Here is a 19,627-nt window from a genome sequence, read left to right on the forward strand (position 1 = left end):
AATGACGCAGGCTAGCACAAAGAAGCCCCTTTATAGGCGTCTCAGTGGGGCACTCGGAGTGCGCGTCCGATTAGGTGGGCTTCGCGCAATCGAGAACTCCAGCCAGATTTTCCAGGTGGTGATCGGAGCCACCAGCGGGTACGCATTCTGTCACCATGTTCTTGGCCACCCTGCTCCGTTCTTGGCCGCTGTTGCCGCTGTCATTGGGACGGGTGTCACGGCTGACAAACGTTTGCGCCGATCCATTGAGATTGGTTTGGGAGCTACCCTGGGCGTATTGGTGGGCGAAATTCTGGTCCACATGTTCGGTATCGGGGTCTGGCAGATCGCGGTGGTGATTTTCGCCGGGCTGGTTGTGGGGAACATCCTGAATTCGGGTGCCCTGTTCGTCAACCAAATCGCAATCCAGGCCGTGTACGTGGTGGCCGTCCCCATGTCCATTGCCACCAAACCTTTTGACCGCACGGTCGACGCGATCGTGGGGGCAGTAATTGCGATTTTGATGGCACTGATCGTTCCGTCGGATGCGCGTAAACGGCCACGAAACCGAGCCGCTAACCTTCTGTACGAAATCTCGGTCTTGCTCAAAGGAACCGCGAAAGCACTGCGCACTGCCGACTCTGATTTAGCTCAACGTGTTCTTGAGCGTGCGCGCGAAAGCCAAGCGTTCGTCGATTCGTGGAGAACGTCGATCAGCGTGTCCCAGGAAGCGACCCGAATCAACGCGCGTTCACGCCGGTACGCCGCTGAGGTTACCCGCCTGGCCAGGGCGTGCGAATACGCTGACCGTGCCATGCGTCTGGTACGTGTGGTTGCGCGCCGAGTCGTCGCGATGACCGCTACCGGCGAAAAACGTCCGGGCGTCGCCCACCCCATTGAGCAGTTGGGGGAAGGCGCTGCCATGCTGCGGATCGCGTTGCGTCGTGGAACGTCCCGGGTTCCTGCTGAAAAGTTCCTGACCGAGGTCGCCCGCACCTTGAGTCCTAAAGCTGACTTTGTGACCGACCGGCACGATGAAACGCTCGTTTTGTTGCTCCGTCCGCTTGCGAACGACTTGATGTCGGCAGCTGGTATGACGGAAGACGCGGCAAACGACGTGCTACCCGAACTCGACGAGTAACTCCACAAGTAAAAGGTAAACTGGCATCCATGCTTGAGGCACTCGGCAATCTTCAGTCGCTTATTTTTCTGCTCCTTACCGTGGCAGCGTTTGTTTTCCAGCTTTTCGCGTTCATCGACTCGCTTCGGTACTCGCAAGAGGTCTACAACGCTGCAGGTAAACGAACCCGAGTGTTCTGGTCAGGAATTTTGGGTGTTGCATCGGCCCTGGCGTTCATTGCTCTGCCACCTATGCACATTCGAATCCCCTTCGTGACACTTTTAGGTATTGTGGCGGCCGGGGTGTACTTCGCCGATGTCCGTAAAGCACTGCGCGCGGTGGATCCGCGATACCGCGGGCGCTGACGCACTGACCGATACACTTCAAACGTGCGCGTTGCTATCCTCTCTCTTCACACCTCCCCACTTGCCCAGCCCGGCCAGGGCGATGCAGGGGGACTCAACGTCTACGTGACGAACACCGCCCGAGTCCTATGTGACCTCGGCCATCAGGTCACGATTTTTACTGCCGACCCCGCATGGGACGGGCCAGATAGAGTCACACGGGACCAGTTCGAGGTGCGGCACCTGCGCGTGAGTGCAACCGGCAAGGACGACCTTCCGCAACACATGACTGAACTGGCCGCACAGCTGGCACGCACACCGGAATATCGCGACGCCGATTGGGTGTGGGCGCACTACTGGATCTCAGCGCAGACGGCCCTGATGAGCAATGACAGCAGTGCTTCACGAAAGCCGGTCGTGGTGAGCTTCCATACGATCGGGGCGGTGAAAAACCGCGACACGGGAACCAGCCTGGAACCTGCCCAACGCCTCGAGGCCGAAGCTCAGATTGCCCGCGACGCTCACCTGCTGGTGGCGAACACTCCGCTGGAAGCTCGCGCCATGCGTGAACTGTTGGACCCGAACGCACGCATTGTGGCTGCCCAACCTGGCGTGAACCACAAGATTTTCACGCCCGGTGAAACGTGTGAAACAGGGGAGCCGGGTGACGCTCGCCTGCCCAGCGCGCCTGCCAGCCCTCACACCCTGGTGTGTGTGGGCCGCATGCAATACATCAAAGGCACCGACATCATGATGCGCGCGCTCGCCGAACTGCGCCAAACCGGCATAAACGTGCGCGTGGAGTTCTTAGGGGGTGGCTCCGGAGGCCCTGACACCCAGGATTTTGAGCGCCTCGCCACTGAGCTGGGTGTGTCTGACGGTGTCGACATCACCCCGCCCGTGCCTCCCCACGAACTCGTCACGTGGTACCGCCGGGCTGATCTGGTGATTGTCCCGTCGCGCTCGGAGTCGTTTGGGTTCGTTGCCGCCGAGGCGGCAGCCAGTGGGGCGTGTGTTGTCGCCTCCCGGGTGGGTGGGTTGCCCAGTGTGGTGGTCGACGGTGAAACCGGGGTGTTGTTCGAACCTGGAGATCACGTTGGGTTGGCACGCGCAATCACGGAACTGTTCAGTGACCCGGACGAACGTGAACGCATGGGACAAGCCGGCGTGCTACACGCACAGAGCTTTACGTGGGATACGTGCGTGCGTAACGTGTTGAATCAGCTGTGAGAGGAGATCAATGCCAGCTATTGACGTGCTCCACACGTGGGCCACACAGAGTGACGTCGACATCGACACGGTGAACGACCACCACGCGGTTGTCGTTTTGCCGGGGGAGAAGAAACTCAAAACAGCGGTGTCGGTTAAAGAGAACCACCACAGCCTCGACTGCCAAGCCTTTATCATTCGTCACCCCGACGAAAACCACCTCACCTTCGCCACCTACCTCTTACGGAAGAACCTGGAACTGTCCATGACAGCGTTCGCCGTCGACCACCTCGGCGACGTGTACCTACGCGCGGCCATTCCCCGTGAAGCGGTGACCGAAGACCTTATTGACCGGCTCATGGGCGAATTTCTTACGGTCGCTGACTCATCTTTTAACGAGCTTTTGGTGCGCGGGTTCATCACCTCGATGAAGAAGGAATGGGAATGGCGGGTGTCGCGAGGCGAATCCACGCGGAACCTCGAAGCGTTCAGGAAAATCCTGGATCCGGAAGCCAAGAAGAACAACGGCTGCATGTCAGAATAGAAGTATGACGTACAATCTCGTGCTCTTGCGCCACGGCCAGAGCGAATGGAACCAGAAAAACCTCTTCACCGGATGGGTCGACGTCCCTCTCACCGAACAGGGACGCACGGAAGCGGCACGAGCAGGCGAACTGCTCATCGACGCCGGACTCCTCCCCGACGTTTTGCACACCTCGCGCCTGCGCCGTGCGATTGTGACTGCAAACCTCGCACTCGACGCAGCTGACCGCCATTGGATCGATGTGAAGCGTTCGTGGCGCCTCAACGAACGCCACTACGGTGCGTTGCAGGGCAAGAACAAGAAAGAGATTCGCGACGAATACGGCGAAGAACAGTTCATGACGTGGCGTCGATCCTTTGACACGCCACCACCTGTGCTGGATGACTCCAGCGAATGGTCGCAGACAGGCGACGCTCGTTACGCCAACTTGGGCGACTCGATTCCACGCACCGAATGCCTCAAAGACGTGATCGCGCGTCTACTCCCGTACTGGTACGACGCTGTAATCCCTGATCTGCGCGAAGGCAAGACCGTCCTGGTCACCGCGCACGGCAACTCACTGCGCGCGCTCGTAAAGCACCTCGACGGGATCAGCGACGAAGACATCGCCGGACTCAACATTCCAACGGGAATCCCACTGCACTACGAACTGGACGACAACTTTGCGCCAGTGAAGCCCGGTGGCACCTACCTTGACCCAGAAGCTGCTAAGGAAGCGGCTGCTGCGGTCGCAAACCAAGGCAAGTAAGAGCCAGGGCTGTTAGGCCGGAAAACAATGGCCCGCCAGTGTGAAACTGGCGGGCCATCGTGTTGTCATGAGTAAGCCTCTGAGCGAGGCTCGCACTGAGGCTGGGGAGTGTGGTTACTCCGCTGAGGAAGCGTCTGAGTCCAGGTTTCCGGACAGCATGTAGTCAACGCGCTGTGCCACGTTGACGGCCTGGTCACCGAAACGCTCGTAGTAGCGAGCCAGCAGGGTCACGTCAGCGATCTGGCTAGGAGTGATCTGGTCGTTGCCCAGGGAAGCGATTACGGTGAACACTTCCAGGTGCAGCGCGTCGAGTTCTTCGTCCAGAGCCGAAATCATTGGGACGGCTGCAAGACCTGGTGTCGAAAGAAGTTCGACCATGCCTTCACCAATGCGTTCAGCAACCGAACCCATGCGCTCGAAAATGCGAGTGAAGGCTTCTGGGATAGCGTGTTCTGGGTAGCGGATGCGGACCTGCGCGGAAATGTGGCGGGCAAGGTCACCCATGCGCTCAAGCGCAACGCTCATTTTCAGAGCGGCAACAACGATGCGGAGGTCGGCCGCAACAGGTGCCTGGAGTGCAAGGATTTCAACAGCGCGACGGTCAATTTCGACCTGGTTCGCGTTGACCTGGGCGTCGTCGGTGATGACCTGCTCAGCAAGCTGGAGGTCGTTGGTAGCGAGTGCCTTGTTGGACTGTTTGATAGCGTCAACGGCAAGGTTTCCGAGGTCAACGAGACCATCAGCAAGTGCTTCAAGTTCTTTGGTAAAGACTTCGCGCATTGCGGTCCTTTCAGAGTAAGTCGCGGGCATGCCAAAGGGCATGGACTGTTTTACGTTCCCACTTGTCTGTGAACGACCACTGACACCAAGGTGAATTCATGCTGACATGTGCGCACAATCTCAGTGCCGGTGTTAGACCAGGTGGCACGTACTACTAGGCTAACAACGTGGACGTGTTGATTATTTCCCTGCTGACCGGTGTAGTGGGTCTGGGGTTGGGTATTTCCGGCATTTTGGCGTTCCGCCTGTCGGAAAAGAGCCGTAATAGTGCTGATCTTCACTCCGACGAAGAACTTCCCGAAGGTATTGCTGAAGTCCTAGCTGTCTTGCCGTCTGCAGCCATCGTTGTCGACGCGGGTGACGATGTCGTCAAAGCTTCTCCCGCTGCCTACACTTACGGCCTTGTCCGTGGCCACTCGCTTTCGTCCGATGAGCTTCTAGAAGTTGTTGTGCGCGTGCGAGCGCGTGGCCTCATTGAGGAAGTGAACTTCAAGAAGGAGCGAGGAGGCGACCGCGGGTTTGTGCGTCACCTCCACGCCCGCGTGGCGCCTCTGGGTTCGGCGTATGTGGTGGTGTTGGCTGACGACCAGACGGAAGCGAAGCGGGTCCACGAAGTGCGCCGGGATTTCGTGGCGAATGTGTCCCACGAATTAAAGACTCCCGTGGGTGCGCTGTCGTTGCTGGCCGAGGCGGTCACGGACTGTGCTGACGATCCCGAGGCGGTCGCCCGGTTTGGGGGTCGCATTCAGCAGGAGTCGAAACGGCTCACGCAGCTGGTTCAGGAGATCATCGACCTTTCGCGCGTTCAGGATCACGAAGCCCCTGGGGCTACGGAAGACGTGAGTATCGCGAAGGTCATCGAAGAGGCGGTTGATCGCGCCAAAACCCGTGCCGAGGCGAAAAACATCTCAATCGACATGGTCCCTACGGGTGAGTGGACCGTTTTGGGAAGCCACGACTTGCTGGTGAATGCCGTGCGTAACCTCATTGACAACGCCATTAGCTATTCCAACGACGGAACAAAAGTGGGCGTGGGCGCAAAAGAAGACGGTGGCAATGTCTTGATTTCGGTGACTGACCAAGGGATAGGGCTGTCGACTGAAGACACTCAACGTGTTTTTGAACGCTTCTACCGGGTCGACCCTGCGCGCTCACGCATGACCGGTGGTACGGGGCTGGGCCTAAGCATTGTGAAGCACATCGTCGCTACGCACGGCGGTGAAGTTCGCGTATGGTCGAAGCTGGATCAAGGTTCTACCTTTACTATTGTTTTACCTCTTGCTCACTCTGAGGTTGATTTGTCTCAGGCTAAGCAGGAAGGAATTTTGCTCAGCGATTCCAACGGCCAACCGTTGACAGTCGCACAGACACAAATGCAGACACAAAAGGAGAAGTCGTGACGCGGATTCTGCTCGTCGAAGACGAAGAATCAATTTCGGACCCACTTGCGTACCTGTTGGGTAAAGAGGGTTATGACGTGACAGTCGCCGCGGACGGCTTGCAGGCTCTTGCGGAGTTCGACGCGCATGGTGCTGATCTGGTTCTTCTGGACCTGATGTTGCCTGGGGCGTCCGGCACCGAGGTGTGCCGTCAGTTGCGCTCTAAGTCCAAGGTGCCCATCATCATGCTGACGGCCAAAGACTCAGAGATCGACAAGGTTGTGGGTCTGGAACTAGGCGCAGACGACTACGTGACAAAGCCATATTCGTCTCGCGAGTTGTTGGCGCGTATTCGTGCAGTGATGCGTCGTAACACGGAGTCCTCAGACATCGACGACGGTGTTCTTGAAGCTGGGGGAGTGCGTATCGACGTTGAACGTCACGTGGCAAGCGTTCGTGGAGCCGAACTTGCGCTCCCGCTCAAAGAGTTCGAGCTTCTTGAAATGCTGGTACGTAACGCTGGTCGTGTGATGACACGTGGCCAGCTCATCGACCGAATCTGGGGACAGGACTACGTGGGCGACACCAAGACCCTGGATGTTCACGTCAAGCGTTTGCGTGCCAAGATCGAAGAAACTCCGTCTGAACCTAAGCTACTGGTCACTGTGCGTGGCCTGGGGTACAAGTTCGAAGCGTAAAACACCGGTGGCCTAGGTAAGCAATCTTTGCCTTACCTAGGCCACCGGAGTTTGAACCGTCTGCAGTTGTGTACTTATGTGTACTTACTGTCCTTCGGTTTCTTCGGGAGCTGGGGTGGCTTCACCTTGGGCAGGAGCTTGGGTAGCGCCTTCTTCGGGTGATGCGGTTGCGCCTTCAGCTGGAGCACCGGTTGATGAGCTTCCTTTAGGCTGGGCGTCTTCGTAGTACCAGTGTTCGGCGTTCAGCACCTGTGCGCGCACAGTCTTTTCCATGCCGTTTGCGCTGACTTCAACCTCAACCTGTTCGCCAACCTTGGCGTTGAGACCCTTGACAACCGCTTCTTCGCCATTCGAGTCAGGCGACTGCGGGTTCTGAACGATGCGTGCGCCCTTCTTGAGCTTGATCTGCTTCTGGTAGTCGCCAACCTTGAGGGTGATCTTTGCTGGGCCATTGGAGTTGTTCACAATGGTGTAGAAGAGCTGTGCTTGGGAGTTGTCTTCGTTTGCGATGAGCAGAATGCCACGGAATTCGACTCCGCCAATTGATGCCCACGCGCCGTCACCGCCATGGTAGATGTAATTGTGAGTCTGCTGGTTCGACAACAGGGCCGCGCAACCGCTGACAGGGACAACAAGGGCAATCGCTGCGGCTGCGACAGCGGCGCGGGTTAGCCGTTTCACGTTCACATACTCCTCAAAGTGGTACGCAACAAATTCTTAAGGAACACCGTGTATGTTACCTGTTTTTCATCGCGCGTAGAAACTATGGGTCACTTTCCGAGTTGCGTGCGCCGCTGATACAACCGGGCAACCTATCACAGGAGATGAGCTTTGTTGCGCATTTCGGACATCACTTCGCGGTTGTGTTGTGCGTCATGCTAAACTGAAAGTCCGCGAAAGGGGAAAAAATAAGATGAGTTTTCAGGTCGGCGACACTGTTGTTTATCCGCATCACGGAGCGGCGACAATCCAAGAAATTAAGACCCGCACGATCAAGGGCGAAGACAAACTTTACTTGAAACTGCAGGTCTCACACGGCGACCTAACGATTGAAGTCCCCGCTGAAAATTGCGACCTCGTGGGTGTCCGCGATGTTGTGGGCGAAGAAGGTTTGGAAAAAGTCTTCCAGGTCTTGCGTGCTGAAGTTACTGAAGAACCAACCAACTGGTCACGTCGCTACAAAGCGAACCTCGAAAAATTCCAGTCCGGTGACGTTATTAAGGTAGCCGAGGTCGTTCGTGACCTGTGGCGTCGCGAACAGGACCGCGGTCTTTCCACAGGTGAAAAGCGCATGCTTGCCAAGGCTCGTCAGGTGCTCGTGTCGGAGCTGGCTCTGGCAGAAGAAAAAGAAGAGACCGAAGCCGAAGCAATGCTGGAAAAGGTTCTCGCTTCATAAAAGTGAAGAAGTAAATGGGGGTGACGTGACGTCGCCCCCATTTTTGTATGTACACGTGGACTAGAGTTGCGCATATGGAGACGGTGGCGATCATTCCAGCGGCAGGGTCTGGAACTCGATTGGGGTTAGAAACCCCCAAAGCATTTGTTCCTTTAGGGGGTCGCACTCTCCTCGAACACGCTGTTGCTGGTGTATTCAACGCAGGTATCGAGCTGGTTGTCATCGCGGTGCCACGAGACCTTAAAGCCCGCGCGCTAGACATGTTCCGCACGCAGCCAAACGTTCAGACGGTGATCGGCGGAACGGAACGCACAGAGTCAGTACGGAATGCACTCGCAGCTATCGACGGCAAACCCACATACGCGCTGGTTCATGACGCCGCCAGGCCTCTGACACCTCGGCGTGTGTTTGACCGCGTGCTCACCGCGCTCTGTGCCGGACACCGGAACGTGGTCCCGGTGCTCCCGGTATCTGACACCGTGCGAATGCTAACGTCACAACAGCGTGAGGAAGTCGCGCCCTTGGGAGCTCCCGTAGAGCGCGCCCGGTTGCGGGCCGTGCAAACACCGCAAGGATTCACGTTTGATGACTTGGTGGCAGCGCACGACCGGTTTGCACGCGGCACGTCAACGCAAATGACCGACGATGCAAGCTTGCTTGAAACGATGGGGATCCCCTCGGTAGGCGTCGAGGGGTCCCATGAAGCGTTTAAAATCACCCACCCGCTGGACCTTGAACTCGCGCGTATGTTGTGCGGACGGAAGGAAGACACGTGATTGTTCCCCAGGTAGGAATCGGTGTAGACGTCCACGCTATAAGCGACAACCCCGACCGGCCCATGTGGCTGGCAGGTCTATTGTGGGAAGGTGTCGTGGGGCTGGAAGGTCACTCCGACTCCGATGCGGTAGCTCACGCGTGTTGCGACGCCATCTTTTCTGCAGCCGGCGTCGGTGACTTGGGCGCACACTTTGGCACAGACCGCCCCGAGTTTGCCGGCGCCAGCGGATGCACTCTCTTGCGCGAAGCCGCGCGAATCGTCAGGCTTGCTGATTTTGAGATTGGCAATATCAGCGTGCAGGCAGTGTGCAACCGACCCAAAATTGGTACGCGGCGGGTCGAAGCGCAACGTGTGCTCAGTGAAGCCGCAGGGGCCACCGTTCATGTTTCCGGGACAACGACTGACCGCTTGGGTTTAACCGGCCGAGGTGAGGGCGTGGCTGCCATTGCTACCGCCCTGGTCTACCGGGCTCAGTAATTCCCTATTTAAGCCCTGCGAGGTAGCGCCACCCTAAAGCGCACCTCATTAAGAGCGTGTAAAGAATTTCTGGCCAGGTGTAAAGAAAGCGTAAGGACCCGCAGTGCCCAACGTGCGGGTGCGTTTTGATATTCACTGTCACTCAACTGAGTGGCTTCGCGCCGAGGTGAATCGACGCGGATTCTGAAATGCCTCAGAAAGCTGAATCGTGTTAGACATCCTCTTCATTGCACTCACCGTGGCGTTTTTCGCTGCCGTCGGTGTGTTCGGTTGGGCGGTGAACAAACTATGAGCCTCGTAGACATCGTCTGGTTAGCGTTTTGTTCCGTCACAACGGCTTACGTTTTTTACTCTCTCATCCGTCCTGAAAGGTTCGACTGACAGTGGAACTTTTGCAACTTCCGTTGATGGTCGCCCTGCTTGCCGTTGTGCATGTACCAATGGGCAACTACATGGCGCACACATTCACGAGTGCGAAACACTTGAAGATTGAACGCTTCATTTACCGCCTTGCAGGTGTGAACCCTGAGGCACAACACACGTGGAAGATGTACCTGCGAAATATTCTGGTGCTCTCCGCACTTTCCGTTCTGGGAATGTACATTCTCCAGCGGATTCAGCAGTGGCTCCCCATGAACATGGGACTGGGGCCAGTGTCTGCGGATCAAGCGTGGAACACAGCCACGTCATTTGTGACTAACACCAACTGGCAGTCGTACGGTGGCGAAACCACCATGAGCCATCTGACCCAGATGCTGGCTCAGAACTTCCAGAACTTCATTTCGGCAGCCGTTGGAATCGTCGTGGCTATCGTGCTTATTCGTGCGATCGCATACCGCGAAACCGATAAATTGGGGAACTTCTGGGTTGACCTCGTTCGCTGTTGCCTCCGTATTCTTTTGCCCATCGCTTTTATAGGTGCAGTGCTTTTGATTCTGGGTGGGGCAATCCAGAACTTCAACGGCTCGCAAGTCGTACAGACACTGGCTGGTGGCCAACAAACCATTCCAGGTGGACCGGTCGCGAGCCAAGAAGCCATTAAAGAATTGGGCACCAACGGTGGTGGTTTCTTCAACGCGAACTCCGCCCACCCCTTTGAGAACCCTAACGGTTGGACCAACCTCCTTGAGGTGTTCCTCATTCTGTTGATCCCGTTTGCACTCCCACGCACCTACGGCGTCATGGTTGGTGACAAGCGTCAGGGCTATACGGTACTTGGTGCGATGGCGATTCTGGCCATCGGTTCACTTGTGAGCCTCACTGCCCTTCAGATGAGCTTCGCAGACAACAACCTGGCTGCAATGGAAGGAAAAGAAACCCGCTTCGGAATTCTGGGATCGACGCTTTTTGCTACAGCCACCACGCTGACGTCAACCGGCGCAGTAGACTCTATGCACTCGTCATACGAACCGCTTTCCGGTGGTCTTTTGATCTTCAACATGCTTTTGGGTGAAATTTCCCCTGGTGGCGTGGGATCGGGCCTGTATGGAATGCTTGTTGTCGCGATCATCGGAGTCTTCATCAGCGGACTCATGGTGGGCCGTAGCCCGGAATATATGGGCAAACGAATCGGGCCCACCGAAGTCAAGCTCATCAGCATGTACGCGCTCGTCGTGCCTGTTGTTGTACTGCTTGGTACGGGTCTCGCAATCGCGCTTCCATCAACCCGTGACTCATTGGCCAACTTTGGCCCACACGGCTTGAGCGAAGTTCTCTACGCGTTCACGTCGGCAGGTAACAACAATGGGTCAGCGTTTGCTGGTCTCAACGCAAACACCCCGTTCTTTAACGTTGCGCTTGGTTTCGCAATGCTCTTGGGTCGCTTCGTCCCAATTGCGCTGGTGCTTTGCCTTGCCGGACGTTTGTCTGTTCAAGCCCCAGTGGCAAAAACCAAGGGAACACTACCCACCGATACTCCTCTTTTCTCGGTTGTCATGGCCGGAACAGCTTTACTGATTACCGGCCTGTCCTTCCTTCCGACACTTGCTCTCGGACCTCTTGCTGAAAGGTTCATGTCATGACCACTCAGATTCAGGAAACTGAAACTGAAACCCGGAATACCGCCTCGGCACACTCTGGAATCAGTGGAAAGCTGATTCTGGCATCGTTGCCCCAGGCGCTCCGCAAACTCAACCCCGCGACCATGGTTCGAACCCCCGTGATGTTCATCGTGGAGGTTGGTGCGGCCATCACTCTCGTCCTCGGGTTCATTCACCCCAGCCTGTTCACGTTTACGTTGGCAATCTGGCTGTTCCTGACCGTGGTTTTTGCGAACCTGGCCGAGGCGGTTGCCGAAGGGCGGGGTAAAGCCCAAGCCGACGCGCTTCGAAAGACCCAGACGGCATCGACTGGACGTGTGCGACGCCCCAGTGGAGAGATCGAAGAAGTTCCATCTTCGTCCTTGCGACCCGGTGACGTTGTCATCGTCTCTGCAGGTGAAACAATCCCAGGCGACGGCGATGTAATCGCAGGGGCGGCAACCGTGGACGAATCGGCGGTCACGGGGGAGTCGGCGCCAGTGATTCGCGAATCCGGCGGTGACCGCTCGGCCGTTACAGGTGGTACACGCGTACTGTCCGACACCATTGAGGTGAGAATCACCTCGGAACCGGGAAACACGTTCATCGACCGCATGATTGGTTTGGTGGAAGGTGCAAGCCGTCAGAAGACGCCAAATGAACTTGCTCTGAGCGCGTTCCTGTCCGTGCTGACGCTGATTTTCGTCCTTGTTGTTCTCACCTTGGTTCCAATGGCGAACTACTCGAACGCTCAGCAACCGATCACCGTGCTGATTGCGTTGCTGGTGTGTCTGATCCCAACGACGATTGGTGCTCTTTTGTCTGCAATTGGGATTGCGGGTATGGACCGGTTGATCAAGCGCAACGTCCTTGCCACCTCGGGAAAAGCCGTGGAAGCTGCCGGCGACGTGACAACGTTGCTGTTGGACAAGACCGGAACCATCACGGTCGGTAACCGAAAAGCCACAGCCTTTGTCGCAGCAGAAGGAGTCTCGGAGATCGAGTTGGCACGCAAGGCTCAGCTGTCCTCACTTGCCGACGAAACTCCCGAAGGGCGTTCGATCGTGGTACTGGCCCAGGACGGTCTTGGGTTAAAAGAAGTTCCGGAAGCTGATTTTGCTCAAGCGGAGTTCATTCCGTTCAGTGCAGAAACTCGAATGAGTGGTGTCAAACTGTCGAAAAATCACCAAGTCGTCAAGGGTGCTGCTACTGAAATGGTCAAATGGGTCGAGCAGTCTGGCGTGAAGGTTGGTGACGATGTCAAGCAAGCGATTGACCGCATTTCGAATGACGGTGGTACAGCACTCGTCGTAGCAGAAGAAGAAAACGGGAAACGCCAAGTCCTGGGGACCATTCATCTGAAAGACATCATCAAAGAGGGTATGGTCGAACGCTTCAAAACCTTGCGCTCGATGGGTATCCGCACCGTGATGATCACAGGTGACAACGAACTGACAGCTCGAGCAATTGCACGTGAAGCTGGCGTCGACGACTTTCTGGCTCAAGCTAAACCGGAAGACAAGCTGGCACTGATCCGTCGCGAACAAAAAGGCGGAAACATGGTGGCGATGACCGGTGACGGAACGAATGACGCTCCCGCACTGGCCCAAGCTGACGTGGGTGTAGCCATGAATACCGGTACTCAGGCCGCGAAAGAAGCCGGAAACATGGTTGATCTGGACTCCGACCCTACCAAGCTCATTGAGATCGTGGAGATCGGTAAACAGCTCTTGATCACCCGCGGTGCCCTTACGACGTTCTCGATCGCGAACGACATCGCAAAATACTTTGCAATCGTGCCGGCTATGTTCGTGGTGGCATTCCCCGGCCTCGATGTTCTGAACATCATGCGCCTGTCCTCGCCAGAGTCAGCAATCACATCTGCGGTGATCTTCAACGCGATCATCATTGTGTTGCTAATTCCTCTAGCGCTCCGCGGTGTGAAATACGTTCCCGGAACATCGCACCAGCTATTACGCCGCAATCTCGTTGTGTACGGACTGGGCGGATTTGTCGTTCCCTTTATCGGCATCAAGATCATCGACATGATTGTTTCGCTTCTACCTGGTTTCTAAAGGAAAGTCTCATGGCACAGAAAACCGCAGGGGTAGTTTCGGCTACCGTTCAAGCAACCCGCACATTACTGGTCTTGCTGGTCTTTCTGGGGCTCATCTACCCCGGAGCGACCTGGCTAGTAGGGCGACTTAACGCCAACGGTGCGGACGGTTCTTTTTTGGAGTACAACGGCCAGGCTGTCGGTTCAAAACTCATTGGACAAGACACCTCGGATGACCCAAGTCTGTTTCACCCTCGTCTATCATCCGGTGACTACGACGGAATGTCCTCCGGTGGTTCCAACCTCAGCCCAGTAGGCGACGAGTTGCAGAAAACCATCGAAGAAACCAAGAAGTCGATCGCTGCAGAAAATAATGTCGATCCGGCCGAGGTTCCAGCCGACGCCGTAACAGCGAGCAGCTCAGGTCTAGATCCACATATCAGCAAGGAGTATGCTCACATTCAGATTGAACGTGTTGCGAAAAACTCGGGACTATCGGTCGACAAAGTCGAAGAACTTGTTGAGAAGAACTCATACGGGTCGATCTTCGGATTTATAGGTAGTCCACGAGTGAACGTCAACACCCTCAACCTGGACGTGGTTAAGGCAAAGGGCTGAAATGAACGGACGCCGCGGATCGCTCAAGGTTTTCTTGGGTGCCGCTCCGGGAGTGGGCAAAACCTACGCAATGTTGGAGGAAGCCCACTCCTTGTCGAAGTCTGGAACCGACGTGGTTGTTGGCGTTGTCCACACGCACGGACGCGCCGGGACAGCTGCCAAGGTTGAAGGCTTGGAACTTATCCCAACTAAAAAGGTTCTCTATCGAGGATCTGAATATGACGAGCTCGACGTTGACGCGATCCTGGAACGGCGCCCGGAAGTAGTGCTCGTCGATGAGCTTGCACACACGATCGTGGGAGCGGAAAGCTCACGCAAGCGTTGGCAGGACGTGGAAAGGATTCTCAACGCCGGAATCGACGTGATTTCGACGGTAAACATCCAGCACGTGGAATCGCTTAACGACGTTGTCGCTGACATTACGGGGCATGTCCAGAACGAAACCATTCCCGACGCGGTTTTGCGCGATGCTGACGACATCGAACTCATCGACTTAAGTCCGGACGCCCTGCGCATCCGCCTACGCCGAGGTCAGATCTACAAGCCAGCCGCTGCTGATGCTGCCCTTTCGCGGTTTTTCCGGAAAGGGAACCTCACAGCGCTTCGCGAACTCGCGCTGCTGTGGCTTGCCGATCAAGTCGATGAGGGTCTAGCGAAGTACCGGAACGAAGAAGGCATCCACTCCACCTGGCCTGCACGTGAACGCATCCTGGTCGCAGTTGCTGGAGGACCACACGTGCCCACTTTGATTCGCCGAGGTATGCGAATCGTGGGACGTATGGCTGGGCGTGAACTTGTGGTTGTTCACATCGTTCCCACGGATGGTGCGCCTCTCATGGCTGATACAGAGATTCAACAGGCGAGAGCGTTGACGGAATCCCTTGGAGGTACGTGGCACACTCTATCGGGTGAAGACTACGCGGAAACTCTTTTGGAGTTTGCCAATACCATCAACGCCACCCAGCTGGTCATCGGATCTTCGCGAACGCCGTGGTACAAGAAGCTACTATCGCGGCCAACGAGCTCACGCATCATCGACGGTGCGGGAGACATCGACGTCCATATCGTGACGAACCACGGAGCCGGTGAACCACAACCACCGCGACGACGACCTCGGCGAAACCTGTCTGTAGCACGCACGGTCAGCGCATGGATTTTGGCCGGTGTGTGTATCGCAGGCATTACAGCGATGGGAATTTCAGAGGCTCATGAAGTGGTCGCGTTTTCCACCTTGAGCATGGCTTATGTCCTGGTGGTTGTGGTTGTTGCCCTTGTCGGGGGACTGTGGCCGGCGCTCGCATCCGCTGTTGTGGGAACCGGATTACTCAACTGGTTCTTCACTGAGCCTTTGCACACCATGTCGATCGCTGAACCGGAAAACATCTTCTTGTTGTTCGTGTTCATCGTGGTTGCAGCTCTCGTGGCACGTGTTGTTGACGGGGCCGCGCGGAGGACGCAAGAAGCACGAACGGCTCGTGCTAACGCACAGCTCATGACCGAACTGGCAGGATCAGTGATTCGCGAAGGTGTTGATATCCAGGCCATTCTGGACAAGATCTCTCAAGCATTTGGCCAATACAGCGTCACCTTGGGCTACTTCGACGACAACAAGAGTCTTGTAACGGAATACCGTTCGGGGAAGGAGCTCACGTCAGCAAACGAAGCCGATGAGACGTTTACTCTGGATGACCACCACGTACTTCTGTTGGCAGGGCGCCCGCTCAATGCGAGTGAACAGAGAGTATTGGACGCGTACACGGGACGTCTCGTTGGTCTCATGACTCAGACGCAGCTGACTGAAGCGCGCTTGCAAGCCCGCCAGTTGGAAGCTGCGAACGCGATTCGTACAGCATTACTCAGTGCCGTTTCACACGATCTGCGGACGCCGCTGGCAACGATTAAAACCTCAGTTTCCGGTCTACTTCTCGATGATGTGGACCTGCCAAAAGATCTGCAAGCTGAGCTGTTGCGTTCGATTGAAGCATCCTCTGATCGGCTCGACAGGATCGTGGCTGACCTTTTGGACATGTCACGAGTGCAAACGAACACACTCAGTATCAACGAATCCGTTATTGGGCCCAACGAACTGGTGGCCCGCACTGTCGATCACATGGACCCCACTTTGAAACCTGAACCGCTTGAAATTGCGGTTCCCCACGACCTGCCGCTGGTCAAAACCGACGCAAGTTTGGTGGAGCGCATTCTGGAAAACCTGTTGTCGAACGCCACTAAACATACAGGAAATGGAGTGAAGATCGATGCGGCGCGAGAGGGAGACCGAGTAGCAATTCGTGTCATTGACTTTGGCCCGGGTCTCAGCGATGAAGCGAAACAACAACTGTTTACCCCGTTTACTCGGCTGGGTGACACCACCAACTCGCGTGGACTTGGGCTAGGCGCTGCCGTCGCGAAAGGGCTAGCCGAAGGAATCGGTGGCGAACTTGTCGCCGATGACACCCCTGGAGGTGGACTCACGATGGTTCTGTCTCTGCCCATCGGAAAAGTCACTCCCGCACCGTTTGTATCAGATCACATGACGACAAGGAGTACGCTGTGATTCTCATTGTTGAGGACGACCCGACCCTGTCTCGTGCAATGGCAGTAAATCTCATTGCGCGTGGCTACAAGGTGCTTACTGCTAACACGGGGGAGCAGGCGCTTACCTTGGCGTCAGATCACCCGATCGAAGCTATTTTGCTTGACCTTGGACTTCCGAACATGAGCGGTTTAGACGTCATTGACGGAATCCGAGGTTGGTCACAAGTTCCGATCATCGTGGTGACAGCGCGACATGAAACGCAATCAAAAATCGAGGCTTTAGACCGCGGTGCTGACGACTACGTCACTAAGCCATTCGCGTTAGGTGAGTTGTTGGCCAGACTGCGAGCAAACTTGCGTCGTGTTCCGCAAGAAACGGCCGAACCGGTCGTCGTCACCTCCGACGGCCGGTTGTCGATTGACCTGGCCCGCAACATCGTGGCGGTGTCAGGAGAACAGGTGAGTCTGACCCCACACGAGTGGAAGATCGTCGGCTACTTGGCACGCCACCCTAATCGTTTGGTCCGCCGGGAAGAACTACTGACACACGTATGGGGAAAGGGCTATGAAAAGGAAAGCAACTACGCGCGCGTCTACATGTCACAAATTAGGCAGAAGCTCGAAGTTGATTCTGCAACGCCAAAGTACTTCATTACGGAACCGGGCATGGGGTACCGCTTTGTTCAAGGCGACGACTGACCAGGTATAACCGGGACCAATGACGTGAAGGCGGGGCTGATCTCTGATCAGCCCCGCCTATGCTATTCAGTTTTTCGTGGTTGCTTAGTTCTTGCGACGAGTAGCTACCGAGATCACGGCACCTGCTGCAAGGAGGGCAACACCGACGCCCAACGCAACACCGATCTGCGCACCTGTACGTGGCAGCGGGTTCGAGGAATCATTGCCAGCTTCGTTGTCAGAGCCGTCAGAATCGTTGGAGTCGTCACCCGGCTTCTGCGAAGGAGCGTCCTCGGAAGGCTTGTCAGTTGGTGAGCCTTCAGTTGGGTCCTCGCTTGGCTTGTCTTCACCAGGCTTGTCCTCACCTGGTTTTTCTTCGCCAGGCTTTTCCTCACCTGGTTTTTCTTCGCCAGGTTCGTCTTCAACTGGGCGGGTCGACGAGGTCAGCCACCAGCTTTCGACAAAGAAGTCCTTGGGGTCGATGGTCTTGTTCTTCACAGTCCAGTCGACGATCGCCTCGCGGATCGCAATCTGGTCGTTGTACACCTCGGGCAGGTCACTTACCGGGTAACCCGAACCACCGGACGCGCGGTAATTGTTGATCGCCATGATGAACTCGTCGGAGTCCTTGAGCTCAGAGCCATCTTCCAAACGCAGGTTCTCGATGCGCTCGCCAACCGGCTTGGAAATGTTGATGTCGTACTTCAAACCGGTGACAGCGTCGTATGAGTAGTCTGGAATGTCACGTCCGCGTTCCGTGTCTGGCGCGTTGGTGACTTCTTCAGGGTTGAACTCGGCGCCTTCGTCGACCTGCTTGAAGTAGCGCGCCGACCATTCGAGGTATTCACGCAGCTGCTTACCGTTGATCTTCACACCCGACAGCGTGTTGTCGTACACGTACAGGCCGGCAACGTCGCGGATCGTGACATCGCCCTTCTTGAACTCTGCGGTACGGCTAAATGGTGACGCCTGCGAAATCACCGGCAAGTCCTTGTATTCGCTGTCCTTGAGGGCATTGCGAACAGTGTCGGCCTGCACGTGGGAAATGAAGTCCACGATTGCGGTGTCTTCGTAACGCGAGGTCTTTGCGCTCATGGTTTCGGTCGCCTGACCAACCACTTTGTTCACGTGCTTGATGGTCTTTTCGTGTGGAACCTTCAGCGCGTCCTTGAGTTCCTGGTCCTCAGGCGCTTCTCCCGAGTAGTGCGGGGTGACTTTGGGCTTGTTGTCTTCCGACCAGTCAACCTCGAAGCCTCCCTTGTCGTTTGGCACCAGGGAGAGGCCCACCTCGGAGACGGAACGAGCCCAGAACTTAGGCTGCGTCACCAGTGCCTGAGTGCCGTCTACCTGCTTGACGTACTCTTCAGGCTCATCCTGGTGAGAGTGACCTGCGATCACAATGTCAATGTCGGGTACCTCGCGGGCGACCGAGGTGGCAAGGTCGTCCGTCTTTGCCTTGGGGTTCCATGTGGAACCTTCCGGGTCCTTACCGGAGTGGGCGAGGGCGACCACGACGTCAGCGCCGGCTTCTTTCGCCTTAGGAGCCCACTTCTTCGCAGAGGACACGATGTCATCGAAGTGCGCCTTGCCGTCTAGGTGCTGCTTGTCCCACACTGCAGAGCCGGGAGGCGTCACACCAACGACACCCACCTTGACGGTCTTCCCGTCAATTTCACGTTCAACGATGGTGTACGGGTCAAACATCGGTTCGCCGGTCGCGTCGTCAATGACGTTTGCGCCCACAAGTGGGAAGTCGACCTGACTCTGGTAACGCTCAAGGAACTCGAGCCCGTAGTTAAATTCGTGGTTACCGACAACCTGAGCGTCATAGCCGATCATGTTGTTCGCGGTAGCCATGGGGTGCTCTTTGCCAGTCTTCAGGATGTTTTCCTGGTTGGCGTAGTAGCTGGTGAGCGGGCTGCCCTGGATGCTGTCACCGTTGTCGAAGACGAAAACCTTGTCGGCTCCACGGTCAGCGCGGACCTTCTTCACGATTGAGTTCACGTGGGTCAGGCCAAGTGAGTCGTCGGAAGGGTACGGCTGGTCTGTGAAGTAGTCGAAGTCGTAAATGTGTCCGTGCACGTCGGTTGTTGCAAGGAAACTCAGGTCAAGGTTTTCCGGTGCCGGCTGCGCCAGTGCAACTACCGGGCTTCCAGTGATCGCGCACGCTGTAACAGCGGCGGCAAGGGTGCGAATTCGCATCTCAGAGGCTCTTTTCGTAGAGATTTTGAGGACTCTATGAGTCTAAAATGTGAAAACGGTGATTC

The 19,627-nt window shown here is 56.3% G+C and carries 18 protein-coding genes; 15 read left to right on the top strand and 3 right to left on the bottom strand.

All coding sequences use genetic code 11. The features are described from left to right. Position 1 precedes the first annotated feature (1 nt). Genes MHX53_RS01060 through MHX53_RS01080 form a run of 5 tightly spaced genes read left to right on the top strand, consistent with a single transcriptional unit; the run spans position 2 to position 3,944 of the window. Entirely contained in the window at positions 2 to 1,120 is a 1,119-nt protein-coding gene (locus MHX53_RS01060; RefSeq protein WP_239270934.1) for an FUSC family protein, read from the top strand. Between the two features lie 29 nt (positions 1,121 to 1,149). Beyond that, a complete protein-coding gene (locus MHX53_RS01065; RefSeq protein ID WP_102239035.1) occupies positions 1,150 to 1,464 on the top strand; it encodes a DUF2516 family protein in 315 nt (104 codons plus the stop codon). Positions 1,465 to 1,488: 24 nt separating this feature from the next. Beyond that, entirely contained in the window at positions 1,489 to 2,673 is a 1,185-nt protein-coding gene (locus tag MHX53_RS11710) for a glycosyltransferase (protein ID WP_239270935.1), read from the top strand. Between the two features lie 10 nt (positions 2,674 to 2,683). Then, positions 2,684 to 3,196, top strand: coding sequence for a YbjN domain-containing protein (locus tag MHX53_RS01075; RefSeq protein WP_239270936.1), 513 nt, complete (start codon positions 2,684 to 2,686; stop codon positions 3,194 to 3,196). A 4-nt stretch (positions 3,197 to 3,200) separates the two neighbouring features. Continuing rightward, positions 3,201 to 3,944 (top strand): phosphoglyceromutase, encoded by a 744-nt coding sequence (locus MHX53_RS01080; RefSeq protein WP_239270937.1) that lies wholly within the window; start codon positions 3,201 to 3,203, stop codon positions 3,942 to 3,944. Between the two features lie 114 nt (positions 3,945 to 4,058). On the opposite strand, the gene phoU is transcribed toward MHX53_RS01080, so the two are convergent. Further along, on the bottom strand, positions 4,059 to 4,724 hold the full coding sequence (gene phoU / locus MHX53_RS01085; RefSeq protein WP_239270938.1) for a phosphate signaling complex protein PhoU: 666 nt from the start codon (positions 4,722 to 4,724) through the stop codon (positions 4,059 to 4,061). Positions 4,725 to 4,891: 167 nt separating this feature from the next. Here phoU and MHX53_RS01090 point away from each other — a divergent pair, with 167 nt between their 5' ends. Then, positions 4,892 to 6,124 (top strand): ATP-binding protein, encoded by a 1,233-nt coding sequence (locus MHX53_RS01090; protein WP_239270939.1) that lies wholly within the window; start codon positions 4,892 to 4,894, stop codon positions 6,122 to 6,124. Continuing rightward, entirely contained in the window at positions 6,121 to 6,801 is a 681-nt protein-coding gene (locus tag MHX53_RS01095; protein WP_239270940.1) for a response regulator transcription factor, read from the top strand. Before MHX53_RS01090 ends, MHX53_RS01095 begins: the two co-directional genes overlap by 4 nt. 84 nt (positions 6,802 to 6,885) lie before the next feature. On the opposite strand, the gene MHX53_RS01100 is transcribed toward MHX53_RS01095, so the two are convergent. Beyond that, positions 6,886 to 7,482 (bottom strand): hypothetical protein, encoded by a 597-nt coding sequence (locus tag MHX53_RS01100; protein ID WP_239270941.1) that lies wholly within the window; start codon positions 7,480 to 7,482, stop codon positions 6,886 to 6,888. A gap of 232 nt (positions 7,483 to 7,714) precedes the next feature. Here MHX53_RS01100 and MHX53_RS01105 point away from each other — a divergent pair, with 232 nt between their 5' ends. The 8 genes from MHX53_RS01105 (at position 7,715) to MHX53_RS01140 (ending at position 17,381) form a co-directional block, all read left to right on the top strand. Then, positions 7,715 to 8,197 (top strand): CarD family transcriptional regulator, encoded by a 483-nt coding sequence (locus MHX53_RS01105; RefSeq protein ID WP_102239043.1) that lies wholly within the window; start codon positions 7,715 to 7,717, stop codon positions 8,195 to 8,197. A 74-nt stretch (positions 8,198 to 8,271) separates the two neighbouring features. Continuing rightward, positions 8,272 to 8,973: a 2-C-methyl-D-erythritol 4-phosphate cytidylyltransferase gene (ispD, locus tag MHX53_RS01110; RefSeq protein ID WP_239270942.1), complete on the top strand. Its 702-nt coding sequence runs from the start codon at positions 8,272 to 8,274 to the stop codon at positions 8,971 to 8,973. Beyond that, entirely contained in the window at positions 8,970 to 9,452 is a 483-nt protein-coding gene (gene ispF / locus MHX53_RS01115; protein ID WP_239270943.1) for a 2-C-methyl-D-erythritol 2,4-cyclodiphosphate synthase, read from the top strand. The genes ispD and ispF overlap by 4 nt, the downstream gene beginning before the upstream one ends. A gap of 383 nt (positions 9,453 to 9,835) precedes the next feature. After that, the gene (gene kdpA / locus MHX53_RS01120; protein ID WP_343212332.1) at positions 9,836 to 11,473 is read left to right on the top strand and encodes a potassium-transporting ATPase subunit KdpA; all 1,638 of its coding nucleotides are present in this window, start codon (positions 9,836 to 9,838) and stop codon (positions 11,471 to 11,473) included. Then, on the top strand, positions 11,470 to 13,545 hold the full coding sequence (gene kdpB / locus MHX53_RS01125; RefSeq protein WP_239270944.1) for a potassium-transporting ATPase subunit KdpB: 2,076 nt from the start codon (positions 11,470 to 11,472) through the stop codon (positions 13,543 to 13,545). Before kdpA ends, kdpB begins: the two co-directional genes overlap by 4 nt. Positions 13,546 to 13,556: 11 nt before the next feature. Continuing rightward, a complete protein-coding gene (locus MHX53_RS01130) occupies positions 13,557 to 14,144 on the top strand; it encodes a potassium-transporting ATPase subunit C (protein WP_239270945.1) in 588 nt (195 codons plus the stop codon). Between the two features lies 1 nt (position 14,145). Beyond that, positions 14,146 to 16,701 (top strand): DUF4118 domain-containing protein, encoded by a 2,556-nt coding sequence (locus MHX53_RS01135; protein WP_239270946.1) that lies wholly within the window; start codon positions 14,146 to 14,148, stop codon positions 16,699 to 16,701. Further along, entirely contained in the window at positions 16,698 to 17,381 is a 684-nt protein-coding gene (locus MHX53_RS01140; protein WP_005881804.1) for a response regulator transcription factor, read from the top strand. The genes MHX53_RS01135 and MHX53_RS01140 overlap by 4 nt, the downstream gene beginning before the upstream one ends. Before the next feature lie 84 nt (positions 17,382 to 17,465). Here the strand turns inward: MHX53_RS01140 and MHX53_RS01145 are convergent, their stop codons facing one another. Then, positions 17,466 to 19,562 (bottom strand): 5'-nucleotidase C-terminal domain-containing protein, encoded by a 2,097-nt coding sequence (locus MHX53_RS01145; protein ID WP_239270947.1) that lies wholly within the window; start codon positions 19,560 to 19,562, stop codon positions 17,466 to 17,468. Positions 19,563 to 19,627 lie beyond the last annotated feature (65 nt).

The organism is Brevibacterium sp. ACRRH (assembly GCF_022346365.1).
Taxonomy (GTDB): domain Bacteria; phylum Actinomycetota; class Actinomycetes; order Actinomycetales; family Brevibacteriaceae; genus Brevibacterium; species Brevibacterium paucivorans.

Bases quoted from the DNA above. Each gene is read 5' to 3' on its own strand.
- MHX53_RS01060 (WP_239270934.1), top strand. From the start codon at position 2: ATGACGCAGGCTAGCACAAAGAAGCCCCTTTATAGGCGTCTCAGTGGG.
- MHX53_RS01065 (WP_102239035.1), top strand. From the start codon at position 1,150: ATGCTTGAGGCACTCGGCAATCTTCAGTCGCTTATTTTTCTGCTCCTT.
- MHX53_RS01075 (WP_239270936.1), top strand. From the start codon at position 2,684: ATGCCAGCTATTGACGTGCTCCACACGTGGGCCACACAGAGTGACGTC.
- MHX53_RS01080 (WP_239270937.1), top strand. From the start codon at position 3,201: ATGACGTACAATCTCGTGCTCTTGCGCCACGGCCAGAGCGAATGGAAC.
- phoU (WP_239270938.1), bottom strand. From the start codon at position 4,724: ATGCGCGAAGTCTTTACCAAAGAACTTGAAGCACTTGCTGATGGTCTC.
- MHX53_RS01105 (WP_102239043.1), top strand. From the start codon at position 7,715: ATGAGTTTTCAGGTCGGCGACACTGTTGTTTATCCGCATCACGGAGCG.
- ispD (WP_239270942.1), top strand. From the start codon at position 8,272: ATGGAGACGGTGGCGATCATTCCAGCGGCAGGGTCTGGAACTCGATTG.
- kdpB (WP_239270944.1), top strand. From the start codon at position 11,470: ATGACCACTCAGATTCAGGAAACTGAAACTGAAACCCGGAATACCGCC.
- MHX53_RS01130 (WP_239270945.1), top strand. From the start codon at position 13,557: ATGGCACAGAAAACCGCAGGGGTAGTTTCGGCTACCGTTCAAGCAACC.
- MHX53_RS01135 (WP_239270946.1), top strand. From the start codon at position 14,146: ATGAACGGACGCCGCGGATCGCTCAAGGTTTTCTTGGGTGCCGCTCCG.
- MHX53_RS01145 (WP_239270947.1), bottom strand. From the start codon at position 19,562: ATGCGAATTCGCACCCTTGCCGCCGCTGTTACAGCGTGCGCGATCACT.